The organism is Vibrio sp. QJM3NY_26, assembly GCF_057786005.1.
In genome coordinates this window covers 583,574-608,847 of the sequence record NZ_CM173516.1, presented here as the reverse complement: position 1 = coordinate 608,847, position 25,274 = coordinate 583,574, and the positions used below count along the sequence as shown (strand labels likewise).

18 protein-coding genes are annotated in these 25,274 nt (G+C 45.2%); 11 read left to right on the top strand and 7 right to left on the bottom strand.

The window, feature by feature from the left end; translation table 11 throughout:
* Nucleotides 1-61 precede the first annotated feature (61 nt).
* Entirely contained in the window at nt 62-2,137 is a 2,076-nt protein-coding gene (locus AC3CH4_RS18035) for an ATP-binding protein (RefSeq protein WP_488544201.1), read from the bottom strand.
* Nucleotides 2,138-2,345: 208 nt separating this feature from the next.
* On the opposite strand from AC3CH4_RS18035, the gene AC3CH4_RS18030 reads away from it, so the two are divergent.
* From AC3CH4_RS18030 to lhgO, 4 genes are all read left to right on the top strand, one after another.
* Nucleotides 2,346-3,689, top strand: a complete 1,344-nt coding sequence (locus AC3CH4_RS18030) for a sigma-54-dependent transcriptional regulator (RefSeq protein WP_473578960.1) — start codon at nt 2,346-2,348, stop codon at nt 3,687-3,689.
* A gap of 318 nt (nt 3,690-4,007) precedes the next feature.
* Nucleotides 4,008-5,021 (top strand): TAXI family TRAP transporter solute-binding subunit, encoded by a 1,014-nt coding sequence (locus AC3CH4_RS18025; RefSeq protein ID WP_010432072.1) that lies wholly within the window; start codon nt 4,008-4,010, stop codon nt 5,019-5,021.
* A 213-nt stretch (nt 5,022-5,234) separates the two neighbouring features.
* Nucleotides 5,235-7,412, top strand: a complete 2,178-nt coding sequence (locus AC3CH4_RS18020) for a TRAP transporter permease (protein WP_428782897.1) — start codon at nt 5,235-5,237, stop codon at nt 7,410-7,412.
* Between the two features lie 25 nt (nt 7,413-7,437).
* Nucleotides 7,438-8,661: an L-2-hydroxyglutarate oxidase gene (lhgO, locus tag AC3CH4_RS18015; protein ID WP_488544200.1), complete on the top strand. Its 1,224-nt coding sequence runs from the start codon at nt 7,438-7,440 to the stop codon at nt 8,659-8,661.
* Nucleotides 8,662-8,792: 131 nt separating this feature from the next.
* Here lhgO and AC3CH4_RS18010 read toward each other — a convergent pair whose 3' ends face one another.
* The 5 genes from AC3CH4_RS18010 to AC3CH4_RS17990 all read right to left on the bottom strand — a co-directional run bounded on the left by AC3CH4_RS18010 (nt 8,793) and on the right by AC3CH4_RS17990 (nt 15,984).
* Nucleotides 8,793-10,343 (bottom strand): M28 family metallopeptidase, encoded by a 1,551-nt coding sequence (locus AC3CH4_RS18010; protein ID WP_488544199.1) that lies wholly within the window; start codon nt 10,341-10,343, stop codon nt 8,793-8,795.
* 143 nt (nt 10,344-10,486) lie between these two features.
* Nucleotides 10,487-12,871 carry a M4 family metallopeptidase gene (locus AC3CH4_RS18005; RefSeq protein WP_488544198.1) on the bottom strand — a complete coding sequence of 795 codons (2,385 nt, stop codon included), beginning with the start codon at nt 12,869-12,871 and terminating at the stop codon, nt 10,487-10,489.
* Nucleotides 12,872-13,435: 564 nt separating this feature from the next.
* On the bottom strand, nt 13,436-13,711 hold the full coding sequence (locus AC3CH4_RS18000) for a hypothetical protein (RefSeq protein WP_017065177.1): 276 nt from the start codon (nt 13,709-13,711) through the stop codon (nt 13,436-13,438).
* A 212-nt stretch (nt 13,712-13,923) separates the two neighbouring features.
* Nucleotides 13,924-15,243 (bottom strand): sensor histidine kinase, encoded by a 1,320-nt coding sequence (locus AC3CH4_RS17995; protein ID WP_488544197.1) that lies wholly within the window; start codon nt 15,241-15,243, stop codon nt 13,924-13,926.
* Nucleotides 15,244-15,279: 36 nt separating this feature from the next.
* Nucleotides 15,280-15,984 (bottom strand): response regulator, encoded by a 705-nt coding sequence (locus tag AC3CH4_RS17990; RefSeq protein WP_017075673.1) that lies wholly within the window; start codon nt 15,982-15,984, stop codon nt 15,280-15,282.
* 279 nt (nt 15,985-16,263) lie between these two features.
* Between AC3CH4_RS17990 and AC3CH4_RS17985 the strand changes: the two genes are divergently transcribed.
* Together AC3CH4_RS17985 and AC3CH4_RS17980 are read left to right on the top strand one after the other, a co-directional pair.
* Nucleotides 16,264-17,376, top strand: a complete 1,113-nt coding sequence (locus tag AC3CH4_RS17985) for an alpha/beta hydrolase (protein ID WP_488544196.1) — start codon at nt 16,264-16,266, stop codon at nt 17,374-17,376.
* 336 nt (nt 17,377-17,712) lie between these two features.
* The gene (locus AC3CH4_RS17980) at nt 17,713-18,912 is read left to right on the top strand and encodes a diaminopropionate ammonia-lyase (RefSeq protein ID WP_488544195.1); all 1,200 of its coding nucleotides are present in this window, start codon (nt 17,713-17,715) and stop codon (nt 18,910-18,912) included.
* Nucleotides 18,913-19,068: 156 nt separating this feature from the next.
* Here AC3CH4_RS17980 and AC3CH4_RS17975 read toward each other — a convergent pair whose 3' ends face one another.
* On the bottom strand, nt 19,069-19,560 hold the full coding sequence (locus AC3CH4_RS17975; protein WP_029225134.1) for an Lrp/AsnC family transcriptional regulator: 492 nt from the start codon (nt 19,558-19,560) through the stop codon (nt 19,069-19,071).
* 310 nt (nt 19,561-19,870) lie between these two features.
* Here AC3CH4_RS17975 and AC3CH4_RS17970 point away from each other — a divergent pair, with 310 nt between their 5' ends.
* The 5 genes from AC3CH4_RS17970 to AC3CH4_RS17950 all read left to right on the top strand — a co-directional run bounded on the left by AC3CH4_RS17970 (nt 19,871) and on the right by AC3CH4_RS17950 (nt 25,255).
* Entirely contained in the window at nt 19,871-20,665 is a 795-nt protein-coding gene (locus AC3CH4_RS17970; RefSeq protein WP_488544194.1) for a maleate cis-trans isomerase family protein, read from the top strand.
* Nucleotides 20,666-20,763: 98 nt separating this feature from the next.
* Nucleotides 20,764-21,990, top strand: a complete 1,227-nt coding sequence (locus AC3CH4_RS17965) for a M20 aminoacylase family protein (protein WP_488544193.1) — start codon at nt 20,764-20,766, stop codon at nt 21,988-21,990.
* Between the two features lie 218 nt (nt 21,991-22,208).
* Entirely contained in the window at nt 22,209-23,252 is a 1,044-nt protein-coding gene (locus AC3CH4_RS17960) for a TRAP transporter substrate-binding protein (RefSeq protein ID WP_488544192.1), read from the top strand.
* Between the two features lie 120 nt (nt 23,253-23,372).
* Complete coding sequence (locus AC3CH4_RS17955; protein ID WP_488544191.1) at nt 23,373-23,915, top strand: TRAP transporter small permease; 543 nt, start codon at nt 23,373-23,375, stop codon at nt 23,913-23,915.
* A complete protein-coding gene (locus AC3CH4_RS17950) occupies nt 23,912-25,255 on the top strand; it encodes a TRAP transporter large permease (protein WP_017111212.1) in 1,344 nt (447 codons plus the stop codon). The genes AC3CH4_RS17955 and AC3CH4_RS17950 overlap by 4 nt, the downstream gene beginning before the upstream one ends.
* Nucleotides 25,256-25,274: the final 19 nt, after the last annotated feature.

Here is a 25,274-nt window from a genome sequence, read left to right as displayed (position 1 = left end):
GGGGCGGTTTTTTAGTTTTAGTTTTTCAATAGTGTGTGAACTCTAAACTCTATGTAAGCGGCTACTTACAATCACCATCACTATCACTATTCTGTAGCGTTAACGTGAATGTCATGCCTTGATCTGGGTTGTTCTTCGCTATCAAGGTGCCTTGCATATCCCGCACATTGTTTGCTGTGATAGCTAAGCCGAGACCTAAACCTTCGCCCATCTTTTTGTTGGTATGAAAGGGTTCGAAAATGGTTTCGAGTTGATCTTCTGACACACCGCAGCCATTATCTTGCACCTTGATGACCACACGTTGCTGATCGGTATGTGCGCTGACAACAATGGTCGCGGGTGTTTGATTTTGAGTTGCATCTACCGCGTTTCTGATTAGGTTGCCAAGCACTTGACGAAGTCGCGCCTCTTCTCCCATCACCATCGAAATATTAGAAGCAACACGCACGCGAATATCGATGTTGTCTAATTCGGCTTGGTGAATTCGTAGGGTTTCTTGCAGTGCGTCAGTCAGTGAAACTGGATAGGGCTTCTCAAGTCTTTTAAATGCGAACGACTTCAATTGACTGGTCATGTTGGCCATTCTGTCGATGAGGCTCATCACTAAGTCCATGTTCGCTTTCAACATCTTGGTCTCGCCTCTTTCCATCAGTAGTTGATTACTTGAAAGCAGGGTTTTTAGACCAGTAAGCGGTTGATTAAGCTCATGAGTGATCGCACTCGACATCCGCCCTAGTGCGGCAAGTTTGCTTGATTCAACCAGTTCTTGTTGTGCGTCTTTGAGGTCTTGTGTTCGCTCTTCTACACGTAGTTGAAGCGTTTTATTAGCGTTTTGCACTGCAATTTCTGCTTTTTTGCGCTTACTAATATCGATCACGGTACATAGATAATAAGTGGTCGCATGCCAAGGAAAGGCACTTATAGAAAACAGTACCGGAAAGTAGCTACCATCGCTGCGCCTTGCCATGGTTTCGACGCTGGTTATTTCGGCCAGTTCTTGGTGTTGCTCTAGGTTCTGAAGCAACTGCAAGGTGGTTGAATTTGGATTGCCTGCCTCAAATAACTGCCAAGCTTTGATGTTACTGATCATTGAATCGGATAGTGAGAAGTAGTTCTTGGCCATGAGGTTAATATCATGGATATGACCATGTTTGTCGATCAGCACTAGCCCAACGTGCGTTTTATTGATCATCCCAGACAGACGCTTTTCCGACTCTTCGATGAGTTTTTGTATTCGTAAATTGCTGAGCTTTTTCTGACGTCTTTGATAAAGAATAACCAGCAATAACAGAATGAACAGACAACCTACTGCGACGCTCCAACTTATCCAACTTGTGGTTTGGTTTAGGCTGGTTAACGGCGTTAGGTAGGTTAAGCGCCAATTCAGGTCGTCTAACTTTATGGATTGAATAAGGTAATCTTTATCTTTCAGTCGCCATACTCGAATGTGGGTTTGGTCATATAGCTCACGCTTTGTAGCGAGCGGTTGTGAAGTAAAATTTTCATTGAACCAATCTGCATTTAATCGGTGATCACTCGATAGAAAAAACTGATCGCGAGGGTTTTGAAACAAGATGGCTTCACCATCGGCAAACCATTGGTCGATCAGTAATGATAAATCAATTTGTACTGCAACAATGCCTACCACATCGGATGCTCGATAAACGGGTGCAGCAATAAAATAATCGGGTGTGACGCCTTTATTTTTGGTTACTAGGGAGATCGCACCGCCTTGCTGGTGGATCTTGGACACAATAGTGCTGGCGCTTTTTTTACTGAGTTTGTTCCTTTCTACGCTAGAAACAAGCAAATCACCGTTTGCGGAAAGTAGATACCATCCTTTGGTGTTAGCCGCTTTGTCTAACTGAATCAGCTGTTTTTTAATGTGTTTTTGGAGGCGAATGTCACCATCAATAAAACGCACGCTGGTTTCATCGTTCGTCACGAGATAAGGCAAATAGTAAAAACGTTTGAGCGTGCGTCTTGCTTCGGCAATGTATCCAAGGAAGCGCTGTTCTGCGTAACGCTGAGCTTGTTCTAGCTTCCATTGGCTTATGCCACTTTTGGTGGTTACCTGAACTAAACCAATCAATAAACAGGCAAACAGGAACAACCAATATCGATTTTTGTTAACCATTCTTGATTAAATCCTTTTTAAATTATTGAGTTGAAAAGCTGCGTTTTATTACCACATGGAAGGTTGAATCTGGAACAAATTGAAGCTAGCAAACATTATAAAACTGTTAAAGGAGTGTTATTCAAAGTGGGAGCTAGCTCCTTTTAGTCTGCGGCTTTTTTACATACCGTGGTCGATATTATTTAGGTGTAAGCGATGGGAAGAGATCATGCAACGTATTGCTTTGATTGAAGATGACGCAATTGTGCGTCAAGCAACCAGCCAATGGTTGCAGTTGGCAGGCTTCGATGTCACCGCATTTGAGGTTGGACAAGACGCGTTAGATGCGGTCGTGGAAGGTGATTTTCAGACCATCATTAGCGATGTGCGCTTACCTGATATTGATGGTGTTGAACTGTTAAGTCGCTTTAAAGATTTGGTGCCAGAAGTACCTGTTATCTTGATCACCGGACATGGTGATGTCGATATGGCCGTTAAGGCATTACAGCAAGGCGCGTATGATTTTATAGAAAAGCCGTTCGATCCAGAGCGTTTGTCTCAAACGGTATCGGAAGCGGTAGATAAACATCAAAGTGGTCAAGATAGGATAAATCGTCAAAGCTATTTGGATAACCTGAAGGGCATTGAACAAGTTCTGATTGGCCGCAGCAGAGTGATGTGTGCATTACGAGAACAAATACAAAAAGTCGCTTCAATTGATACCAACGTGATCATTTATGGTGAAACTGGCTGTGGGAAAGAGCTCGTTGCCTCTTGTTTACATAAATTTAGTCAGCGTAAACCTCATCCTTTTGTGCCACTAAACTGTGGTGCGATTCCAGAGAATCTATTTGAAAGCGAGCTGTTTGGTCATGAAGCCGGGGCATTTACTGGTGCTGCTAAACGACGCATTGGTAAGCTTGAATTTGCCGACAAAGGTACGGTCTTTCTTGACGAAATAGAAAGTATGCCGTTGTCGATGCAAGTCAAAGTGCTACGTACTTTACAAGACAATGTTGTTGAGCGTGTCGGTGGTAATCAACAGCAACATGTTGATTTAAGAATAGTTTCAGCTTCGAAATGCGACCTTTTAAATCATCCGGACTTTCGCCAAGATCTTTTCTATCGTTTGAACGTTGCTCAACTGCATTTACCTCCCCTTAGTGAACGAGAAGACGATGCTCTTATCCTTTTTGAACACTTCACTCAAGAAGCGAACAGCGAAACCCGAGCGGCCAGTGAAGCCGATCGCTATGCCTTGTTGTCGTATGCATGGCCGGGCAATGTGCGTGAACTGCGTAATGTTGCGATTCGTTTTGCGCTGGATGAAAGCCAGACCGTTGGTGATATTTTGGCGTGTCGTCCTAATTCTGTCACAGAGTCCACAACGGCAGGCATCCCGTTGGCGGTTCAAGTGCAGAGCTTTGAACGGAAAGTGATTCATGATGCGCTAGTGCGTTATCAGGGACGCATCAATGATGTTATGCAAGACTTGGATTTACCTCGTCGAACATTGAACCAAAAGATGGTGCGTTATGGGTTGAATCGAAGTGACTACGTCGATTCTCAATGATCGGTTTGACAGTCGTGTTTATTGGATATTGATGAGCAATAAATGGCTCATCGTATATTTATCACTTTATAAACATTGATCACATAAATATAACATGATGTGACCTGACCACCTTTAAGGGGATGTTAACTGCGGCTTTGGATAAGCAAAAAATAGCTTACTCATTAGTAGTGAAATAAGCAGAAAATGGCTTACTTTAGGTGGATTTTAAAATAAATCATAATAAAAACAGTAGTTTAAAAATTGGCATTGTGCTTGCTATCTAGTGATTGTTGTTAACAAAAATATAACGTGAATAACCCTACATGGAGAGTAACAATGAAATACAACAAGCTAGTTAAAACTTTAGCGATAGCAATGGCTTCTCTTGGCCTTATCAGTAATGCGTCAGCTGAAGAAGATCGCAGCTATATTTTAGCGACGGCCTCAACGGGTGGTACTTACTATCCGGTAGGTGTGGCCTTAGCGACATTGAGTAAAGTTAAGCTTGCGCCTAAGCAGCACTTTTCTTTAGCGGCTATCAGCTCTGCGGGCTCGGGTGAGAACGTAAAGTTGTTGAACGAGAACGAAGCCCAGTTCGCCATTCTACAAGGTTTGTATGGTGCTTGGGCTTGGCAGGGTTTGGGGCCATATGAGAAATCTGGCAGACAAACTCAACTGCGTTCAGTTTCCATGTTATGGCAAAACGTAGAACACTTTATTGTGCGTTCAGATCTAGCAAAAACAGGTACGGTAAGCGATCTAGAGAACCTAAACGGTAAGAAATTCTCTATCGGTAAGAAGAACTCTGGGACTGAAAACTCAGGTCGTCAAATCATGCAAGGCTTATCCGTGGACCCAGAACAATTTAAACTCGCCTTTATGGGTTACGGTGGCAGTGCGAGCGCATTACAAAATGGCACAATTGATGGTATGAACACGCCTGCTGGTGTTCCTGTTGGTGCGGTGACGCAAGCCTTTGCAGCACTGGGTGAAGATATTCAAATCTTGTCGTTTACCGATGCACAAATCAAACAAGCGAATGGTGATTACAATATTTGGACCAAGTATGAGATCCCAGCAAACACTTATCCAGGTGTCGATAAACCAATTACTACGATTGCCCAACCTAACTTCCTAGCGGTTCGTGAAGACATTTCTGAAGAAGATGTGTATCAACTGACCAAAGCTATCTATGAAAACCTACCTTTCCTACAAGGTATCCACAAAGCAACCAAAGCAATGGCACTTGAGAAAGGGATCGCAGGCCTTCCTGTTCCGCTTCACCCTGGTGCTGCTCGTTACTATAAAGAAGTGGGTATAGAAATCCCTTCTGAGTTGATCGTCGACTAACTCTTTGTCTTCGATTAGCCATTTATCTTTAACTCGCTATTTGGCGTGAACTGAATATTCGCGTTAATTAATTGCTTGGTGCGTTTTCATCTGTTTCGGCTACTTTGTCTGATTTGACCGTCTCCGACTCGTTCGATTATTTGAAGTGAAAACGCACCACCTTACTTTATGGATTTTCTCTGCGCGTTTGGCTGTGGAGAGCAGGAGTTTTCTATGAGCGATTCGCTGCAGCAGGAACTGAAAAAATTCGAATTGCCTACCCGAACAGATTTCCCTTGGGTAGGCAAAGCAATAACGACAATGGGAGTGATACTCTCCCTCCTACATATTTGGTTTAATACCTTATCTACCTTGCCAGAGCTTTGGATTTCGGCGACGCATTTCGCTGGTTTCGCAATCATTTGCGCACTTTGGTATCCCGCCCATGTATCGCTTAAAAAAAGCAAAATAGCATTAGCTATCGATATTGGGATTGCCTTGGCTGCTTTAGCTTGCCTTATCTACATTCCCTTTGCCGAAGATGCGTTGTATGACCGAGGCGTAAAATTTATCGCCAGTGATTGGTTTTTCTCTATCTTGGCGATTGCCATCGTCATTGAGCTGATTAGACGCACTATGGGCTGGTTCATTCCTGTGCTTATCTTAGTGTGCTTAAGTTATGTAGTGCTTTGGGGACAATGGACCAGCGGTATTTTTCATTTTCCGGGTTTAAGCCTTGAGACGTTACTTTATCGAAGCTTTTACTCATCAGAAGGGATGTTTGGTTCGATCTCAAGAATCAGTTGGACCTTCGTGTTCATGTTCATCTTATTTGGCGCATTTTTAGTTCGATCTGGTGTCGGCGACTACATTATTGATGTATCCCGTGCCGCGGCGGGCAAAGTGATTGGTGGCCCTGGTTTCATTGCCGTTATTGGCTCCGGCTTGATGGGCTCTGTTTCCGGATCGAGCGTAGCAAACACAGTATCGACGGGCGTGATCAGTATTCCCTTGATGCAAAAGGCAGGTTTCCCTTCGCGTTTCGCGGCAGGTGTTGAAGCGGCTGCATCTACTGGCGGGCAGCTGATGCCACCTGTGATGGGTGCGGGCGCGTTCATCATGGCCTCTTACACGCAGATCCCTTATGTCGATATTATTGCGGTTTCCTTTGTTCCTGCGCTTATCTACTTTTTGTCTGTGGCCTTTTTCGTGCGTATTGAAGCGAAGCGTAGTGGTGTACAAAAGGTGACCTCTGGCTGTGAACCTTTGTTAAAGGTATTGCTGTCGGGTTGGCACAACCTGATCCCATTGGCCGTGTTAGTGACTTTGCTCGTTCAAGGTTTTACGCCGACTTACGCTGCGGGTATTTCGATTCTTTCTGTGGTGGTGGCATCATGGTTCTCTAAAAATCACAAAATGGGACCGAAAGCGATCATTGAAGCTTTGTCTCAAGGCGCAAAAAACATGGCGACAACGGCTGTGCTATTAGTTGGTATTGGTCTAGTTGTTAATGTCATTAGCACTACGGGAATTGGTAACACCTTCTCTTTGATGATCAACAGCTGGGCGAATGGCGAGTTACTGGTGATGATTGCGTTGATCGCACTGGCATCTTTGATTCTGGGTATGGGGTTACCAGTAACGGCGGCTTATATTGTGTTGGGAACATTGTCTGCTCCTGCCTTGTATAAATTGATTGCTGAAAGTCAGTTGCTCGACTTGTTGGTGTCAGGGCAGCTTCCTGAGCAAGCTAAAGCCATCTTTATGTTGGCTGCGCCAGATAAGCTTGATCTATTGAACGCACCGATGGCGTTGGAAACGGCGAAAGAGATGATTGCGTTGGTTCCTGCTGATTTTGTGGAAACTCTGCTTGAACAGAGCCTTGGCTTAGAAGCAATCAGCCTCGCACTGCTTTCGGCTCACTTAATTATTTTCTGGTTATCGCAAGACAGCAACGTGACTCCGCCTGTTTGTTTAACTGCATTTGCGGCTGCAACCATTGCTAAAACACCCCCGATGAGAACGGGCTTAATGGCATGGAAGATCGCCAAAGGCTTGTATTTAGTACCATTGTTGATTGCCTACACTAACTTGGTAAGTTGGGATGTGACCTCCGTGTTAGTCACGGGTGGCTTTGCTGTTATTGGTACTTACGCGTTTATCGCGGCGATTGAAGGTTATCTAGAGAGCGAAGTTAATATTATTACTCGAGTAGTGTTAGTTGCGATAGGTATAGCTCTAGTATGGCCTGATGTTTCAGTCGTGATCCGTTTGGTATGTGTTGCCATTTTTGTTGGCATCTTTATCTACAGCGGTCGTAAATACGATGCTAATCAAGTGAAAAAGGAATCAGAAAGTGAGGAAAAAAAGTCACCTCAAATCGGGTCTAACACTGTCGCGTCTTCCCTATAATTAAAGGATTGAATGTAGGAATATTATGAACTCAACATACGACTATATTATCGTTGGTGGTGGCATTGTTGGTGTGTCGACGGCATGGCAATTACAGCAAGCTCACCCTGATAAAAGTATCCTTTTAGTCGAAAAGGAGCGTGGCTTCGCGCTGCACCAAACGGGTCATAACAGTGGTGTGATTCACGCAGGCGTTTACTACGCTCCGGGCAGTTTAAAGGCCGATTTTTGTAAGCGTGGCGTAGAGCGAACTATCGCCTTTTGCAGCCAACACGATATCCCTGTCGAAAACTGCGGTAAGTTGTTGGTCGCGACCAATGAGCAGGAAGTCGAGCGCATGAACGCGCTCTATCAACGTTGTCATGATAACGACATTGATGTCGATTTGTTGGACCAAGCGCAACTGAAACTTGCCGAGCCTAACATCACGGGCTTGGGCGCGATTTATGTCAAAACCACCAGTATCGTCGACTACAAAAAAGTCACCGAAGTAATGGCTCAAGAGTTTGTTAAGGCGGGTGGCAAGCTCAGTCTAGGCACAGAAGTGATCATGGCGGATGAGCAAGAAGATGAAGTGCAGTTAACGTGCAAAGTAGATGGTCAAACTCTACAACTGAACAGTCGATTCTTGATCACGTGTTCTGGTTTGATGGCCGACAGAATGACCAGCATGCTTGGCATTGAAACCGACTTTCAAATCGTGCCTTATCGTGGTGAGTATTATCAGTTGGACGCGAAACACAACCAGGTGGTGAATCACCTTATCTATCCGATCCCTGACCCAGAACTGCCTTTCTTGGGCGTGCACTTAACACGTATGATCGATGGCTCGGTAACGGTAGGGCCAAATGCAGTTCAAGGTTGGAAGCGAGAAGGTTATGGCAAGCTTAACTTTAGTTTCAAGGACACTTGGCAGATGCTGAGCTTTGCGGGCTTTTGGAAAGTGACTGCGAATAATCTGAAAACCGGTTTGGTCGAGCTTAAGAACTCGTGGTGGAAACCGGGCTATTTAAAGTTAGTGAACAAATATTGCCCGAGCATTACGGTATCAGATTTCAAACCTTACCCAGCAGGCATTCGTGCCCAAGCGGTACTCAAAGATGGCACTTTGGTTCATGACTTCCTGTTTGCAGAAAGCCCAAGAAGCTTGCATGTGTGTAATGCGCCATCGCCTGCAGCGACTTCTGCGATGCCGATTGGCGAATACATTTGTGGCAAGGTGATGAAAAAGACGGCTTGTGATAACTGAAGATCATTGATCGAACTTTTCTCCGAAGATAATAAAAAATCCGCCAGCTCCATTCTATTTAGGATCGAACTCGCGGATTTTTAGTTTTAGCCGTGTTTGCTCGAGTTAGTTGCTAGCAACTAAACTTAAAGCTAATCAGGAACGAAGGTTGCGACGATGGTGACATCGTTAAAGTTACGATAACCATGCACCATGATGTTGAATTCACCCGCTGGTTTGTTCAATACACATTGCTCGTTGCTGCTGTTCTGGTATGGACGGCAATCGTAGCTTGCTTTCGAGACGGTACCATTATGTTTCACGTAAAGGTCGGCATCGCCACTTCGAGGGCCGGTTAATGTTACCGTTAACTGACCTGCACTTTGAGTCGTAAATGTGAAGAACTGCTCTTCACCATATCCTGCAGTAAGTCCTTCAACAGGCACGCCATTTTGCAGCTCTTTAGGGCCTGCAACGGGTGAATCAAGGCTGGTTTCGACAAGGTAAGCAATGGCCAGTTTGGCGAACTTGGTCGCGTGTGTCGCCGTAGGATCTGAGTTCTCAAGCGTGTCGTGCTGGGTATGAATACTTGGGTTGTAATCATTGAACATGCTCTCGAATGGCATGGCAGCTGGGTAGCCAACATTGTGCCAAGAGGCGTGGTCAGAACAGGCATAGCCGCAATCATCGAAACCGTAACTGATGTCGCTAGCGTAAGTGTCGATCAGCTCGCTCAAGTAGGCGGTTAAGTTACTGTCGGTATAGTCTGTGATGAAGGTGATATCGTGTGCTGAACCGTTGTAGTTGGTCATGTCTAATTGCAGTACCGACACGACGTTTGCTTGCTCGTCTCGTAATGCGTTGGCGACATCTTGTGAACCGCGCAGCCCCACTTCTTCTGCAGCATAGCCATAGAACTTGATGGTTTTGTCTGGTTGAATGCCACTGGCGATCATCAGGCGAAGCGACTCAGTTACGGTCGCAATACCAGAGGCATCATCATCGGCCCCCGGTGAGATGGTGCCTTCGCTTGTCCAAGATCCAACAGTCGAATCAAGGTGTCCGCCAACAACGACGATTTCTTCAGGATATTTAGCGCCGAGTAGCGTCACTTCAACGGATTTTTGTGGATATTCGGCATGCGTGATCTGGCGTGCAGATGCGTACGGTACATCTTTAATCTCGGTTTCCCAACGCTCTAAAAGCCAATCTGAAGCAGCGACACCAGTAGAAGTAGTATAAAAACGGTTGGTGAAGTTGGTTAGATTTTCAATGGTCGTGACCATGTTGTTCGGCTCGACCTGAGCGAGTAGATCGTTCACTGTGTCTTGATGGCTGATCACCGGCTTTTCGAAGGTGTTCATTGTCAGTGGCATCGCTGCGGCTTTGAGTGCACTTGCTTTGTCTTCGTGCACCATGTAGCCACCACAACGGTGGGTTTCTTCATGCATGTGGCTGGATAGTTTCGCCAGCTCTTTCTGGTTGATTTTCGCGACGATGGAATGCTTGTTTCCGGTCACGCTTGGATAAACTGTTGCGCCATGTTGAGTCATTATATGCTGTGCGTCAGCATCGGTGGTGATCCAAACTTCTTCGTTCGCTGGTGGTGTGATACCTAGGGATGCGTAAGCCGAAGTACTGTTGATTAAGGCTAAAGAACCTCCGAGTACAGCCAAAGCTAGCATGCTTTTTTGAATAGCCATTTGTCGTCCTTTTTATGGTGAGTATTGTTGTGTTGATTGGTGTGAATTTTGTTTAGTGCGTGGATGTTTTTGTGTCGATGTTTCATTTTCTAAACAGATAACCGCGAAAAGGGCCCCTTTCGGAGCCCTGAATTTGCTATTGATTACTGTGCTTTAATGAAACGGTAGTGCTTGGTTTCTGAACAGATATCGCTTGAGGTACACACTTGGTACTCAACATCTACTGTGCCGTTGTGACGGAACTTGTCGACGTATGAGTTGAAGTCTGTAGCACCAACATTTTTGCCATTACGTTTAATCACGAAGTAGTCGTTAGTGTCGTAATCCCATGCCAGCTTAACGCGAGCCTTGCCGTTCGGGTTTTTGTTACCAAACTTCAGTTTTAGTGGGAAGCCTTCCGCTGAATCACCTTCAATTGTGATCGACTTGCTTGTTGATGTCGCAACACCTGCATCGTCAGTCACTGTTAGCGTAACCACGTAGTCGCCAGCTTCAGCATAGGTATAACGAGTCACTTCACCTGTTTGCATGTTGCCATCGCCTAGGTTCCATTGGTAAGAAACGATCTGACCGTCGCTATCCGAACTTGTGCTGCGCAGCTCTACTTCTTTGCCGACAACCGTGTGTTCGAAAGAAGAGACTGGCGGTACGTTAGCATTGCCTGATTCGTATGATGCTTTCAGATTTGCACCTGCGTAATCTGAGTAACCCAGAATGTTCACCGTGTAGCGACCAGCTGTTGGGTTTTCAATTACACATACTTCATCGGTTACGCTTTCACTCTTACAGATATTCTCTTGAGAGCTTGGTGCATAATCTAGACCGACATACATATCCGGGTCACCAGTAGACACAGCAAGATCAATCGTCAGCTTGTCTTGGCCTTCTGGTACTTCGATATCGAAGTAAGTTTTTGAGCCGGTTTCACCAGAAACCGCAGCTTCAACACCGTTTTCAAGGCGTTGATATTCCGGTTCTGGCGGCAGTGGTGGCTCTGCACATGGGGTAACACCTACGAGAGCGAACGCAGAAACAACGTCATCGGCATTGTAGCCAAGGTCGGTTGCTGAGTTTTTCACGCCACAAGCACCTTGCCAGAAGTCACTGTTTTCCGACCAGTAGATTTGGTTGGATAACACGAAAAGCTCGAACGCTTTTTTGGTATCCCAACCTTGCGTGGTTGCAAGATGGTAGAAGGCCTTGTTAAACACACCAGAACTGTAGTGAACATTCAAGCCATCGTAATACTCGGATGCATTATTGATTGAAGAACCATCTCGTGATGGATCGTCCATGTAACGTAGAGCTCCGTCGCCTTTAAAGATATTACGGCCGACCATCCAGTCGTTGGTGCCTTTCATGTAGTATTCTGCTGCTTCACCTGCCATATCAGAGAAAGCTTCGTTCATACCACCGGATTGGTTTGCGTAAACCAAACCTGAGTTTTGTTCAGTGAAACCGTGGCTCACTTCGTGCGCTGACACATCTAGGCTTACAAGTGGGTAGAAGAAGCTTTCACCATCGCCAAAGGTCATTGCCTTGCCATCCCAGAATGCATTCTCGTAGTTGTTACCGTAGTGAACACGCATCATGAGTTTGAAAGAGAGCGGCGCTGTGTCGAACCAGTTCTTATACATGTCGAACACGATGTTACCGAAGTAGTGTGCATCGTTGAGTGGAGAGAAGGCTCCGTTCACTTCTTTATGTTCGTTACGAGGACATTCGTAGCTGTAAGTGGTGTCGCCGTCTGTCGCGCCATTTAGGTCAACGGTAACGACATTTTCCGATTCCATCACACACTCTGTGCCGTTTTCTACCACATCAAGGTAGTGGTAGTCGGTACCGTACTCGTACATGCCTGTTTTCTCGTTACCACCAGGGCCTGTACCGATCTGTGCGTGAGCAATACCTTCCCAACGGTCGATAACTTCGCCGGTATGCGCGTCTAGCATGGTGAATGGTCGAGTCGGCTGTTCGCTGCCTTCAACGAGATAAGAGATAACGTAGACTAGGCGTGTTTTATCTGCCCCTTGTGTACCAATGCCTTGTTTATCGGCTCCTTGATTAGATGTGCCCTGATAAATAAACAGCTCATGTTGTACGTTGTCTAGAGATTTGCTGGTTAAGCCCTGAACCTTGAGATCTTTACTCGCAAGCTCAACGGCTTGGGAGCTGTTGATTGATGGCTTAACAAAAGAACGCTCTAGGGTCGTCGTTTTAAGGTAGCTGCCTTGAACAGACTTAAGTGCACCACCTTGTACGCTTTGGGTGGCGTTTAGGTAGTGCCCCCATACTGGTGTTCCCCAGATGTTCTGTTGGATCTTAACTTTGTAGATACCACGCTTTTTGAGGTTAACTTCCTTCACCATCTTAAAGCTAGAGGCGTTACTGACGCCTAACTGAGTATTCAACCCAGAAAAGCTAGTAAAGTTGATCGGTTGATCGATGTTAACGGATTCACTTGCATGTACTGATAAAGACATAGCACTCGCTATAGCAACGGCAACTAAACGCTTTTTCATTTTCATTGTTATTTTCTCTTTCCATGTAAAATCCATGAAAACGTAACAAAATTATCACAACGAATTTACATCATTCGATCTGATTAATTAGTAGCATGGCAATGATCTCTTTTATTCATGAAACTTATATTTCTCGTATTTACAGATAGTTATCGTTTCTGTTTATTTTTGAACGCACTCATAGGTTTATTTATAAAGTCATGACAATTTTATTAGGTGTTGTTTTTTATTGGAAATTAAGATTTCTAGGTAAATTGATCTATGCCTCAATTAGCGGGCTCTGGGTTGATAGAAGGATCAACGATTTGGAAGTGTCATTTTGAGCGAAAGACTATTAAGCGAGTTTAAAGGCAATTTTGATAAGAAATTGACGATTTTGGGGCTTATTTTCTGAATTGTTAGTTACAAGAGAGTTAGTCAAATGGGGCTTTATTTGGCACAGAGCACAAAAGCTGCTGGATGAAAAAAGCCAGCGACGAGGTCACTGGCTTAGATTAACTTAGTTTGTGCAGGCTACTGATTAAAGGTACGTAACTAATACACTTAGCTATGGTTTGCGACTAAAGCGAATTACTGCTTTTTACCGCCAACCTGAACGTAGTCGATACCGATAATACGGTTGATGATACCTAGCACAGAGCTTGTATCAGAGTTTGTTGAACGAATAGTATCAACCGTTGCACCTTCAGGTACTAATTCCATTGCACGATCTTGTGTGTTACCAGGAACTTGGAAACCAACAATGTTGAAGCTCTCAGCGTGCGCTGTGTAAACTTCTTCGTTGTGGCTGATACCTGAACAACCTGCTAGAGAGACAATGCCTAAAACAACTAATAACTTTTTCATAAAAATACCTTAAGAATGATTGGAATTTAGATAGTAAGCCTATGGCTTGAACTGCTAGCAAAGCGCGAGTTAACGAGTTGCTTTGCTACTACTCAGCAGTGCTGTGATGACAAGCCATAAACGACAGTGTCATGATTATCTAGACTCATAAGTTCATTGGGAGACAGCATCTCCCGACCGATGTTGAACATTATTCCAGAGGTGTTTTGTAGTTACTGTATGGGTTTGTCAGCTGAATCATTACATAGCTGAATGGTTATGGTGAATACCGCACCCTTTAAAGTTTGGCTCTGACCAACCTCCACGCTCGCGCCGTGTTGAGCACAGATCTTGTCGACGATAGAAAGCCCCAATCCATGGCCACTCTTGGCTTTGTTACGTGCTTTGTCACCAACGTAAAAGGGTTCAAACAGGCGAGCCTGATGCTCTTGAGCCACACCATCACCATCATCATGTACTGCAATCTGTAGTTGTTCTTGATGCACGCTGGCTTCAATCAACACTTGAGAGCGTGCGAATTTCATCGCGTTGCGTACTAGGTTATCTAAGGCGCGGTTGAGCAGTATTTTATCCGCCAGTATTGAGTGGGCTTGTTCAGGCAATGATAGGTTGATGTTGAGCTCAGTGTCTTTGCTCCAGCGTGCCATTGCGTGATTCAGAAAGTCTCTTATCTCTAGTGGTTGCTGTAGGTTTTCAAGGTCAATGCTATCGAGCTTGGCGTAACACAATAGTTCGTCGACCATCTTTTCCATCTCTTCGGTATCTTCGACAATACTTTCTACGGTGCTTTGTTGTGCCTCGTTGAGTGGCGTGTCCTTGAGCATTTCAGCTTGCCATTGGATACGGAATATTGGCGTGCGCAGTTCATGAGCTACCGCATTGGTGAGCGAGCGGTTACTCTCAATCAAGCGATGAATGCGGTCAGCCATTAGGTTGAAGGATTTATTGAGTGAGCCGATGGCAATGCCGCTTGACGTTTCGGCTCGCGCGGAGAGATCCCCTTCAGCAAAGGCTAGCGTGGCAGATTCAAGCTTTTTAACTCGGCGGAATATAATCATCAGATGGCATAAGCCGTATAAGATAAAGCTTGCTAGGAAGAACAACCAAATGAGGTCATCCTCCAACTCTATCTTTTGCCTAACGAACGCCTCACTGTTGGGTAGGTAATGATAGGTATTGTCACTGCTTGCTAAGCGAAACCATAGGTCACGTTCATCATCGTGAAAGATAAAGCTATTCGGATGGGTACTGAAAAATCTCGAAACTGGTTCCGGTATTTCATCATTTGGACTGAAAGTGACGAGTGTATTTCGAGTGGTCTCTACAAACTGACTTATCGCTTGATGAGCCGCTTCAAGTCCCTGATTTTTTGCGATGTTTTCTATGAGTTGCTGGTGGGCTGTCGCTTCGTAATCTTCCAGTACATATTCGTAGTCGGTATTGAGCTGATAGACGCAAATCTCGTAGGCGACAAGGCCGGCCATAAAGCAAACTAACAACCCTAATAGGGACTCCAAATAGATACGTCGCATAATCGATCTCTTTCATTACGCTCGTAGTGAGCGAAGTTAATGCCAGGCGGTTGAAACAAATAGGTAGCCTTTGCCGCGAATGGTCTGAATTTTCTCTGCTGGCGCGTGGTCGTCACCGAGTATCTTTCTTAGACGCACGACCTTGTTATCAATCGTTCGGTCGATCCCATCGTACTCAATGCCGCGCAGTGTTTGCGTCAAATAGTCACGTGATAGCGGAGTATCAGGGTTGCTCGCTAATAACCAAAGTAGGTCAAACTCACTGTCAGTAAGTGATAAAACCGCACCTGAAAGTTCACACTTCTTATAAGTGTTTTTCAGAACGAGTTGATCAAACTGAAGGTTGTCTGAGTCATCGACTGAAGCGGTATTGGCGTCTTGGCGGCGTAATAGCGAACGAACTCTGGCCAGCAGAACTCTTGGTTTGATTGGCTTAGTGACATAGTCATCAGCCCCTGTCTCTAAACCAGCGACGTGATCAAAGTCGTCATCGCTAGCGGTGAGCATCAAGATTTTACCTTTATAGTGTGTACGCGTCTGTCGGCAGATTGTCAGTCCATCCGTTACAGGAAGCATCAAATCCAGCAGTACAATATCAGGTTGTTCCGCGAGGATGGTCTGCGCGGCATTACCGCCGTCACCTAGCACCGTGACGTCAAAATCTTGCGCGACAAAGTAGTCTTGCAACATTTTCTGAAGTTTCAAATCGTCTTCCACGATGATCATTTTAGGTTTTGTCATTCCATTATCAGCCTTGTCGTGCGTTTCTCGTATTGAGATTACGTGAGGGTGCCTTATCTAGTGGTTAGCTATTGTGGCATATTCAATTTGCATGCTTTACGTAAAATACCTGACGTGAATGATTAAACACTTTCTACGCCAGTTCAATGATGATTTTGAATTTATGCGAAAATAAAAAACAATGTTCAAAAAGGTATACATTCTCATACATTCGCACGACAGATGTTTGCGCTTTTAAATAATAGAATTTTCCCATCAAACATTTTTGGGAATTACCACATGAATAGTTATAGAAAAACGTTACTGGCATTACCTTTGATTATTTTAGTTGGGTGTAACTCAAGCTCCAACTCAGGCTCAAGTTCTGGTAACGCGGCGACTAAAGCGCAAGTTAAACCTAAAGCGGATTACGTATTTTCATCGGCTAAACTCGGTAAATTGTATCAAGAGCGACAAGAGATCCAAGAGTCAATGAAACTGACTTATGATGGTGTGCCGTATGAAACAGTGCAGTTTGCTGAAGATATTAGTGACGAACAAAAAGTAATTAGGCTTGCGGATAGTTTAGGTCAAAGCGTGGATCTGTACCTCCCTGATGCTGGAGCTGATGACTGTGCGATTTACAGCGAGGGTAATTTTTTTGATTCATTTGATTGTGGTGCGGCTCAACGCTCAATTGGGAATGACACCACGTTAATTCAAACGACGACGAGTGATAAAAAACGACCGGTTGAGCTTGAATATCACAATGTGATGTCGCAGTACGTGACTAGCCTTGGCTCGACGATTCTGAGCAAAACTAAAAATGGTAACAAAGTCACGATCACTACTTCGTTTGCTTTCAATGCTTTTTATCGTGATGTGTTAAGAGACACTGGAACCGTTGAGCGCATTACCTCTACCCTTGGGGCGACAACCTATTCCCAGCTTTTCGATATTGTGAAGTTATACCAAGGCAGTGAGATGACCTTGAAGTTTAACAATCATATTGGTGGCAGTGGCGACGATGACATCAATATGTACACCGGACGCATGATTAAAAATAATAAAATGACGACGGTTGTAACGCCAACGGGTTCGGTGTTCTCTGGCGGGACGGATTTGTTCGCTGCGGGTAACCCACGGGTTTTGCAACGAGCAGATACCACCAAAGCCATTGAGCTTAATAAACAGGTTGGTGTGCACAGTTGGGCTGAGGATGATAAAACAGCCAAAGATTTCCCATACACTGACGAAAGCCATCGCAAGCAAGCGACCTACTTTAAAAAGGTGATGGGAGACAAAGGGATCGACTTCTATATCTTCACTTTAGATTCTGCCCCAGCTTCCGGTGAGCACTGGATGACCAAAGCCGATTCTGATAAGTACGGTTTCATTACTCGTATTGAGTAGTCAAAGAAAGTAGCAATAACGACTCCGAAAAGGTTGGTCATGGCTCTGTCATTACCGGCCTTTTTTGTGCCTGGTGTTTTTAATTTGATCTTTGTAGTGGTTGAATAAAGGTTTTTATCCGTTCTATCAACGAATGTTTTACACAATTTCATAAGATGAACAAATACTGCATTTAACCGTGGTGTAACAATTAATTCCCGCAGATTGAGTGATAAGAATGTGTAATCACGGCAATTTTTGTCGATAGAATTTATTATCCGCAGCCTTACTGGCCGATAGGTTTCTATAATCTAACGATGTAAGGAGCATGTGAATGACTAATAAGGACGATCATTTATGCAGTTACTGGCAGGCACTCTGACACACTACGCTAACCCACAAGCACGCCCTGAATTGGAATACTTGAGTGAACAGCGTGACATTTTAAGTGTCGCGAACTCACAACAGGCGATTAAAGATATTTCTCAATGGCCAGGCTACTCTGTTACTCCTTTGCATGAGCTGAATGCTATCTCTGCTGAGATCGGCGTAAACAAGTTTTGGTACAAAGATGAATCGCAGCGTTTTGGCCTAAAGAGTTTTAAAGCACTGGGCGGCGCTTATGCCGTTGCTCGTCAGCTTCAGATTGAGATCGCCAATCGCTATGGAAAGAACCCGACCATCAGTGAGCTGCTCAACGGTGAGTGGAAATCAGAAGTTGCTGAAATTGTTGTCAGCTGTGCGACAGACGGAAATCATGGTCGCTCCGTCGCATGGGGCGCACAAATGTTTGGTTGTGGCTGTGTTATCTACATTCACCGCGACGTATCGGAAGGCCGCAAGCAAGCGATGGAAGCGTTCGGCGCAGAAGTGGTTCGCATTACCGGTAACTACGATGAATCCGTTCGTTTGGCCGATTCAGAAGCCAAAACGAAAAACCGCGTGATTGTGTCGGACACCTCCTACGAAGGCTACATGGAAATCCCTAAGGACGTTGCTTTGGGTTATACCGTGATGTTGGCTGAAATTGTCGAGCAACTTGATGGTGAAATCCCAACCCATGTTTTCGTACAGGGTGGAGTGGGTGGTTTGGCATCTGCCGTCTGTGGTTACTTCTGGGATCTGTGGGGCGCCGATCGTCCACGTTTTGTTATCGTCGAACCTGAGCAGGCAAACTGTCTTCAGAAGAGTGCTCAAGCTGGAAAACCTATCGTGGTTACTGGCGATCTAGAGACACTGATGGCAGGACTCGCATGTGGTGAGGTTTCAAGCTTGGCGTGGACGATTCTACAAAATGGCGCTGATGACTTTATGACGCTGAGCGAAGAGGCTATTCCACAAGCGATGCGCATGTTGGCAAGTGGCGAGCAAACGGAAGTGGCAATAGAAGGGGGGGAATCTGCAGTCCCAGGTTTTGCAGCAGCGATCATCGCTAAGCAAGACCCAAACTTCGCTGAAAAATTGAATTTAACTCAAGACAGCCGAGTGTTGGTGATTGGTACTGAAGGGGCAACCGACCCGGATCTCTACCAACAGATCATCGACAACAAGATCTAATAACTAAAAGTACATAGCAATAATTAATAGCTGATAGTTAACAGCTAATCGCTAACAACGAATAACAAAGCAAGCCCCAAGGTTGGCGGTATGTAAGATTTCTTCATACCGTCTTTTTTCTCTCTTCTTTTTTTACTTCACAACACGCCTTGCCTTTTAATCGCGCTGGTCATCAATCGGAATTGTCAGCCCTACCTTAACGTTATCCATCACCACATTGGTTTGAAAACTCTTGATATTGGCATTATCGAAGAAGGCTTCACGAGTAAAGTTGTCGTAACCCTCCATATCCGCTGCCGTAACAATCATGATGAAATCTGAACTGCCAGTTACGTAATAACATTGCTGTACTGAGCGGTTCGAACTCATCTCTTTTTTGAAGTTGTGCATCAAATCCACACGCTCGCGTTCTAATGTCACCTGAACGATAAACGTCATCGCATGACCGACCGCTTTTGGGTTGATAACTGAGACATCAGCTTGAATGACACCTTGCGCCCTCATGCGTTTTAAGCGGCGCTGAACGGCAGCAGGAGACAGCCCGACCTTTTCTGCAATCTTGTCTGAAGTAGCTCTATTTGAGTCTTGTACGATGTTGAGGATCTTCTTGTCGAAACTGTCGACCACCAATGCAGGTTGCTGTGTCATACCCATACTTCCCAATATCTGTTTGTAAATTAATTGTTTCTTTTGAACCAGTGTGTGATCGAGTTAAAGGTATTTAGCCTTAATAATTAGCCCTCGATAAATGAGAACAAAAAATCACTATAACGCAGAAAAAATGCGGAATTTCTGCACAACAAGGTAATCATTTAATGATAATCCTTAAAGTTATCGGTGCATTATTAACCTTGTGAACGAAATGTAAAGTTCAAATTAACAGAGTTTGAAGTTTATATGATACATGTTGTTAACATTTATTGAGTGTTGATATCGGCAGCTCAAGGAGTCGGAAAGTATGAAATCTGCAATCGCTACTTTACATTTTGAATTAGAACAATTGGCACCAGCAGGACGCGTCGGTGTGATTGCGTTGGCGACAGATTTCAATATTGAGCGTGATTTAAACGCGCTATATCCAAACGATGTGCAGTCGTTCACCAGCCGCCTGAGAAACTACAATCCGTTGACGATAGAGAACCTACGTAGAATGGAGCCGGGAATCGCTGCTTGTGCCGATACCATCCTACCGGGCACCGAATTGGATGTGGTGATTTACGCTTGTACCTCCGGCACCATAGCGATTGGCAGCGAGCGAATTACCCAGCTCATTCATCAGTCTCGCCCAAACGCTGCGGTAACGAATCCGGTGACCGCTGCCTTAGCGGCTTTCGACAGCTTTAAAGCGAAGCGTATCTCGGTATTAACGCCTTATACCGAAGCCGTGAATCAAGACGTGGCCGCATTTTTTGAGTCGCAAGGCATTGAGGTGATGAGCATCGCTGGCTTTGGCTTTGAAGATGACACCGCGATGACGTTCATTGATCCAATGGACATCAAACACGCCGCACTACAAGTTTGCGACCCTGAAGCGGATCTTCTGTTTATCTCTTGCACGGCATTGCGTGCAGCATCGGTGATTGAATCCATTGAAGCGCAATTAGATAAGCCCGTTGTTAGCAGTAATCAGGTGTTGGCTTGGCATTCGCTTCAGTTGATGAACTACCCCATACCCATAAAAGGCTTCGGTGCACTGCTAGAGCACCATCTTGAGCCAACCTCAGATAATTACCGAAGGTCGCAGTCGTTGTAACGACCTTTGATTAAGGCTGCTCGCTTTGCGTTTACATTCAGCAGCCAAGCTAACTCCATATTTAATAAGACAAAGAATTACACTTTGGGATCACTACTATGCCGTCTACTTTCTCGATTAAACCAGACCAACTGTCTTCGCAGCTTATTCAAAGCATGACGGAATGGCGTCAACACTTACACCGTTTCCCTGAGTGTGGCTTTGACGTCAATCTCACCTCTGATTTCATCGCCAGTAAGCTTGAGAGCTTTGGTATCGAAGTGGTGCGCAATATTGGAAAAACAGGATTGGTAGGGATACTTCGTTCTGGATCAAGTGAAGCGAGCATCGGTCTTAGAGCTGATATGGATGCGCTACACATTCACGAACAAAACAACTTCGCACACTGCTCACAACACGATGGGAAGATGCACGCTTGTGGTCACGATGGACACTCTGCAATGCTGCTTGGCGCAGCAAGTTATTTAGCAGAGAACCTATTAGCCGAAAACCTATTATCAGGGAACTCAACTTTTGATGGCACGGTGTATTTCATTTTTCAACCCGATGAAGAACACGGATGTGGCGCGCAAGCGATGATTGATGATGGCTTGTTTGAACGATTCTCGATTGATGAAGTGTATGGCGTGCATAACTTTCCCGGCTTAGCGGAAGGTGAATTGATGGTTCGCCCCGGATCATTAATGGCCAGTGAGAGTAGCTTTGAGATCACCATCAATGGTGTGGGTGGGCATGCTGCTCTGCCGCATCAAGGGGTCGATCCTCTCGTTGTTGGCTCACAAGTCATTCTTGGTCTGCAAACCATCGTGTCTCGTAATCTCAGTGCGATTCACGACACCGCTGTAGTCTCTGCCACCGAGTTTATTACCGATGGCACGGTTAACGTCATCCCGACTCAAGTAACCATTAAAGGCGATTGTCGCTGCTTCACTGAATCTTCCCTCGATCGAATCAAGCAGAGCATGGAGCGAATTGTGGCGGGCATTTGTCAGGCAGCAGGCGCGACTTACGACTTCGAGTTTATCAATACCTTCTACCCAACCATCAACAGCGAGCAACAAACCCAATATTCGGTTGCTGCCGCGCAGAAGGTGCTTGGTGTCGAGAATGTTAATGACGCCTGCGACCCACTGACAATTTCGGAAGATTTCTCAAGCATGTTACGCGTTAAACCGGGCTGTTATGTGCTGCTGGGTAATGGCACGGAATCGGTCGGCGGCTGCGCATTGCATAACCCCGAATACGACTTCAACGACGGCATCTTAAAGCTCGGTGCGAGCTACTGGATTCAGTTGGTGAACGATCGTTTAGCACGATCAATTTAGAAACATTTATTTAGAAACAATGAATTAGAAGCAACTCAATGAGAAGTAACAACTCAATTAGAAGCAATAAGTAAAGAAACAGATTCAGCAGTGACGCATTTGGCACTGCAAGATGGCTGACTTTAAACGGAGTTTATTGTCGACACAGCCAAAACTGAAGCGCGTGAAGTGACCAAGGTCATCAGCGTGTAATTAGGATAATAAAAAGGAAAAACAGGATGAAACGATTAGGCGTAGCACTGCTAAGTTTGAGCATGGTTTTTGGCGTTCATGCCGAAACATGGAAGTTTGCTTCAGAAGAGGACAAAACAGACGTTCAAGATATCTATGCGCAAAAATTTGCGGAAGTAATCAAGAAGGAATCTGATGGTGATATCCGTGTTCGCATCTATTACTACGGTCAACTGGGTACAGAAAACGACATCGTAGAACTAGCAGCTAAAGGCACGATTCAATTTGTGTCTGTAGGCGCGGGTCACTTAGGGTCTTATGTTCCTGAAGTACAAGCGGTGAGCTTGCCGTATGTACTGGGTACTAACGAAGCGATCACACATAAGGTCTTAACGGAAAGCCCAACCATCTACAACAAGCTGGCACCTAAGTTTGAGAGCGTAAACCTCAAGCTGTTGTCGATGATGTCTGAAGGCGAAATGGTGTGGGGTGGCAACAAACCTATCCGTACACCTGAAGATTTTGCGAACCAGAAAATCCGTACTTTCACTTCAACCATTCCTGTTGAAACCTACAAAGCGTTTGGTGCAACACCTACTCCTCTTTCTTGGGGTGAAGTGTACGGTTCACTGCAACTTAAGACCATCGATAGCATGGTTAACCCGATCTACTTCATCTACAACGCGAAGTGGCATGAGGTTCAAGACTACCTAATGTTCCCAGGCCAGCAACCTTATGTGAGTACGGTTTCGACCAACAGCAAGTGGTACAACGGCCTGTCTGAAGAGAAGCAAGCTATGGTCGACAAAGCAATCACAGCGGCAGACCAAGCGGCTTACGACTATCAGGTACGCATCAACAAAGAGAACATGGACAAAATCTTGAAAGAGCGTCCAAATATGCAAGTGGTTGTGTTAACTGAGGAAGAGCGTGAGCGCTTCAAGGTACTCAGCCAAAAGCTGCACACGACTTACTATGACGTGGTAGCAAATGCGTATCCTTCTGGTGAGCAAAGTGAAGCGCGTGAGGGTGCGAAAACCATTCTCGAAGAAATCCTAGATGAAGTGAAGGCTGCTTCAGCGACGCAATAGAAAGCGTTGTTAGGATGAATGCTATCCGCTGTTAATTGGCAGCGGGTAGCTTATCCCCACCTTCTCCAAATTGTGGCAATGGACCCCTGTCACTGAACGAAGTATGGAGCACTGCCTGTTATGAAAGAACTGCTACATAAAATAAGTGTCGCGACAGAAAAGCTAGAACGCTTTTTAATCATGACCGCCATTCTCGCGATGATGATTAATTCCACGGCCAATGCGATTGGTCGGTATGCCTTTAACAAAAGCCTGTTTTTCTCAGAAGAACTCAATCAGTTTTTGATCGTCTCAGTCACCTTTATCGGTTTCGCTTATGCGGTGCGCCAAGGTCGAAACATTCGCATGACCGCAGTCTACGACTCATTGAGCACTAAAGCTCAGAAAGTCCTGACCACCATCATTGCACTGCTAACCGCCATGTTGATGTTTTACCTCACCTACCATGCGTTCTTCTACGTCAAAGAGCTCAAAGACATCAATCGATTAAGTCCAGCTCTACAGCTCCCTGTTTATTGGGTATACGCGATCATTCCGATTGGATTTTTCATCGCAGGATTGCAATACAGCATGAGTTTTTTGATGAACTTACTGCATAAAGAGATCTATGTGTCATTTGACGTGATTGAAAATAGAAACACTAAAGTAGGTGAGTTCGAATGAGCGATGTAGCACAGTTTTTCTCGGACATTATTGCCGGCGAATTAGATATTTATGTCATCACATTTACTCTTGTCTCTGTGATGGTTATTCTGCTGTTTTTGAGCTTCCCGATGATCGTTCCGTTAGCGGTTGGGGCATTAATTGGCTTGATTCATTTCTCTCAGGTAGAGCCGGGAGTGCTGATCCAGCAAATGGTCACGGGCATCTCACCCAACGCATTGATTGCGGTTCCCATGTTTATCTTGGCGGCCGATATCATGACGCGTGGACACACAGCCTATAACTTACTTGGTTTGATCCAAGCGTTTGTCGGACATCTGCGTGGTGGGTTACCGATTACGACGTGTATCAGCTGTACTTTATTTGGTTCTGTTTCCGGTTCGACCCAAGCGACCGTGGTGTCGGTTGGCCAAATCATGCGTCCGAAGTTGCTGCAAGCAGGCTATAAAGACAGCTTCGTGATGGCGCTGATCATCAATGCCAGTGACATCGCGTTTCTTATCCCACCGAGTATCGGTTTGATTCTTTACGGTACCTTAGCCAACGCCAGTGTGGGTGAATTATTCATTGCCGGTATTGGCCCAGGTTTAGTGCTCGCAAGCCTGTTCTCGTTGTACAGCTATGCCTACAGCGTAAAACACAGCGACACCATCACTTTGGTTGAAAAAGCCAACACTGCAGAACGTATTGAAGCGATCAAGAAAGCGATTCTGCCTCTTGGTTTCCCTGCTTTGATTATCGGTGGAATTTATTCGGGCATTGTCACGCCAACCGAAGCGGCTTCGTTTGCAGTGCTGTATGCGATTATTGTCGAGTGCATTTTTTATCGCAAACTTGGCGTAAAAGACATCTGCGATGCGGCGTTAAACACCGGCTTGATTACTGCGGTGGTATTTGTGCTGGTGGGTGTTGGTCAGGCGTTCTCTTGGTACATCTCGTTTGAACAAATCCCTCAAGAGTTGTTGGCTCCTCTCAATCTAGAAGATGCTTCACCTGAATTTATTCTGTTTGTTATCGCACTGACTTTCTTTGTCGGTTGTATGTTCGTGGATTCATTGGTGGTTCTGCTTATCTTGACGCCGATTTTCATGCCGATTGTGGATGCCGCAGGTATCGATCCGATATTGGTCGGTGTGATGGTGACGCTACAAATGGCGATTGGGTCGGCAACACCTCCATTTGGTTGTGACATCTTCACCGCGATAGCGATTTTCGAGCGTCCTTATATGGAAGTCATCCGCGGAACATTACCGTTTTTCCTTATCTTGATATTGATGTCTGCGTTGCTGATTTTCTTCCCAAGTATCGCTCTGTTACCAAGAGACATTTTATTCAATTAATCCGTCGAGTTACCCTTAT

Excerpts from the sequence above, each read along its gene's own strand:
- AC3CH4_RS18035 (WP_488544201.1), bottom strand. The coding sequence starts at position 2,137 with ATGGTTAACAAAAATCGATATTGGTTGTTCCTGTTTGCCTGTTTATTG.
- AC3CH4_RS18030 (WP_473578960.1), top strand. The coding sequence starts at position 2,346 with ATGCAACGTATTGCTTTGATTGAAGATGACGCAATTGTGCGTCAAGCA.
- AC3CH4_RS18025 (WP_010432072.1), top strand. The coding sequence starts at position 4,008 with ATGAAATACAACAAGCTAGTTAAAACTTTAGCGATAGCAATGGCTTCT.
- AC3CH4_RS18020 (WP_428782897.1), top strand. The coding sequence starts at position 5,235 with ATGAGCGATTCGCTGCAGCAGGAACTGAAAAAATTCGAATTGCCTACC.
- lhgO (WP_488544200.1), top strand. The coding sequence starts at position 7,438 with ATGAACTCAACATACGACTATATTATCGTTGGTGGTGGCATTGTTGGT.
- AC3CH4_RS18010 (WP_488544199.1), bottom strand. The coding sequence starts at position 10,343 with ATGGCTATTCAAAAAAGCATGCTAGCTTTGGCTGTACTCGGAGGTTCT.
- AC3CH4_RS18005 (WP_488544198.1), bottom strand. The coding sequence starts at position 12,871 with ATGAAAATGAAAAAGCGTTTAGTTGCCGTTGCTATAGCGAGTGCTATG.
- AC3CH4_RS18000 (WP_017065177.1), bottom strand. The coding sequence starts at position 13,711 with ATGAAAAAGTTATTAGTTGTTTTAGGCATTGTCTCTCTAGCAGGTTGT.
- AC3CH4_RS17995 (WP_488544197.1), bottom strand. The coding sequence starts at position 15,243 with ATGCGACGTATCTATTTGGAGTCCCTATTAGGGTTGTTAGTTTGCTTT.
- AC3CH4_RS17990 (WP_017075673.1), bottom strand. The coding sequence starts at position 15,984 with ATGACAAAACCTAAAATGATCATCGTGGAAGACGATTTGAAACTTCAG.
- AC3CH4_RS17985 (WP_488544196.1), top strand. The coding sequence starts at position 16,264 with ATGAATAGTTATAGAAAAACGTTACTGGCATTACCTTTGATTATTTTA.
- AC3CH4_RS17980 (WP_488544195.1), top strand. The coding sequence starts at position 17,713 with ATGCAGTTACTGGCAGGCACTCTGACACACTACGCTAACCCACAAGCA.
- AC3CH4_RS17975 (WP_029225134.1), bottom strand. The coding sequence starts at position 19,560 with ATGACACAGCAACCTGCATTGGTGGTCGACAGTTTCGACAAGAAGATC.
- AC3CH4_RS17970 (WP_488544194.1), top strand. The coding sequence starts at position 19,871 with ATGAAATCTGCAATCGCTACTTTACATTTTGAATTAGAACAATTGGCA.
- AC3CH4_RS17965 (WP_488544193.1), top strand. The coding sequence starts at position 20,764 with ATGCCGTCTACTTTCTCGATTAAACCAGACCAACTGTCTTCGCAGCTT.
- AC3CH4_RS17960 (WP_488544192.1), top strand. The coding sequence starts at position 22,209 with ATGAAACGATTAGGCGTAGCACTGCTAAGTTTGAGCATGGTTTTTGGC.
- AC3CH4_RS17955 (WP_488544191.1), top strand. The coding sequence starts at position 23,373 with ATGAAAGAACTGCTACATAAAATAAGTGTCGCGACAGAAAAGCTAGAA.
- AC3CH4_RS17950 (WP_017111212.1), top strand. The coding sequence starts at position 23,912 with ATGAGCGATGTAGCACAGTTTTTCTCGGACATTATTGCCGGCGAATTA.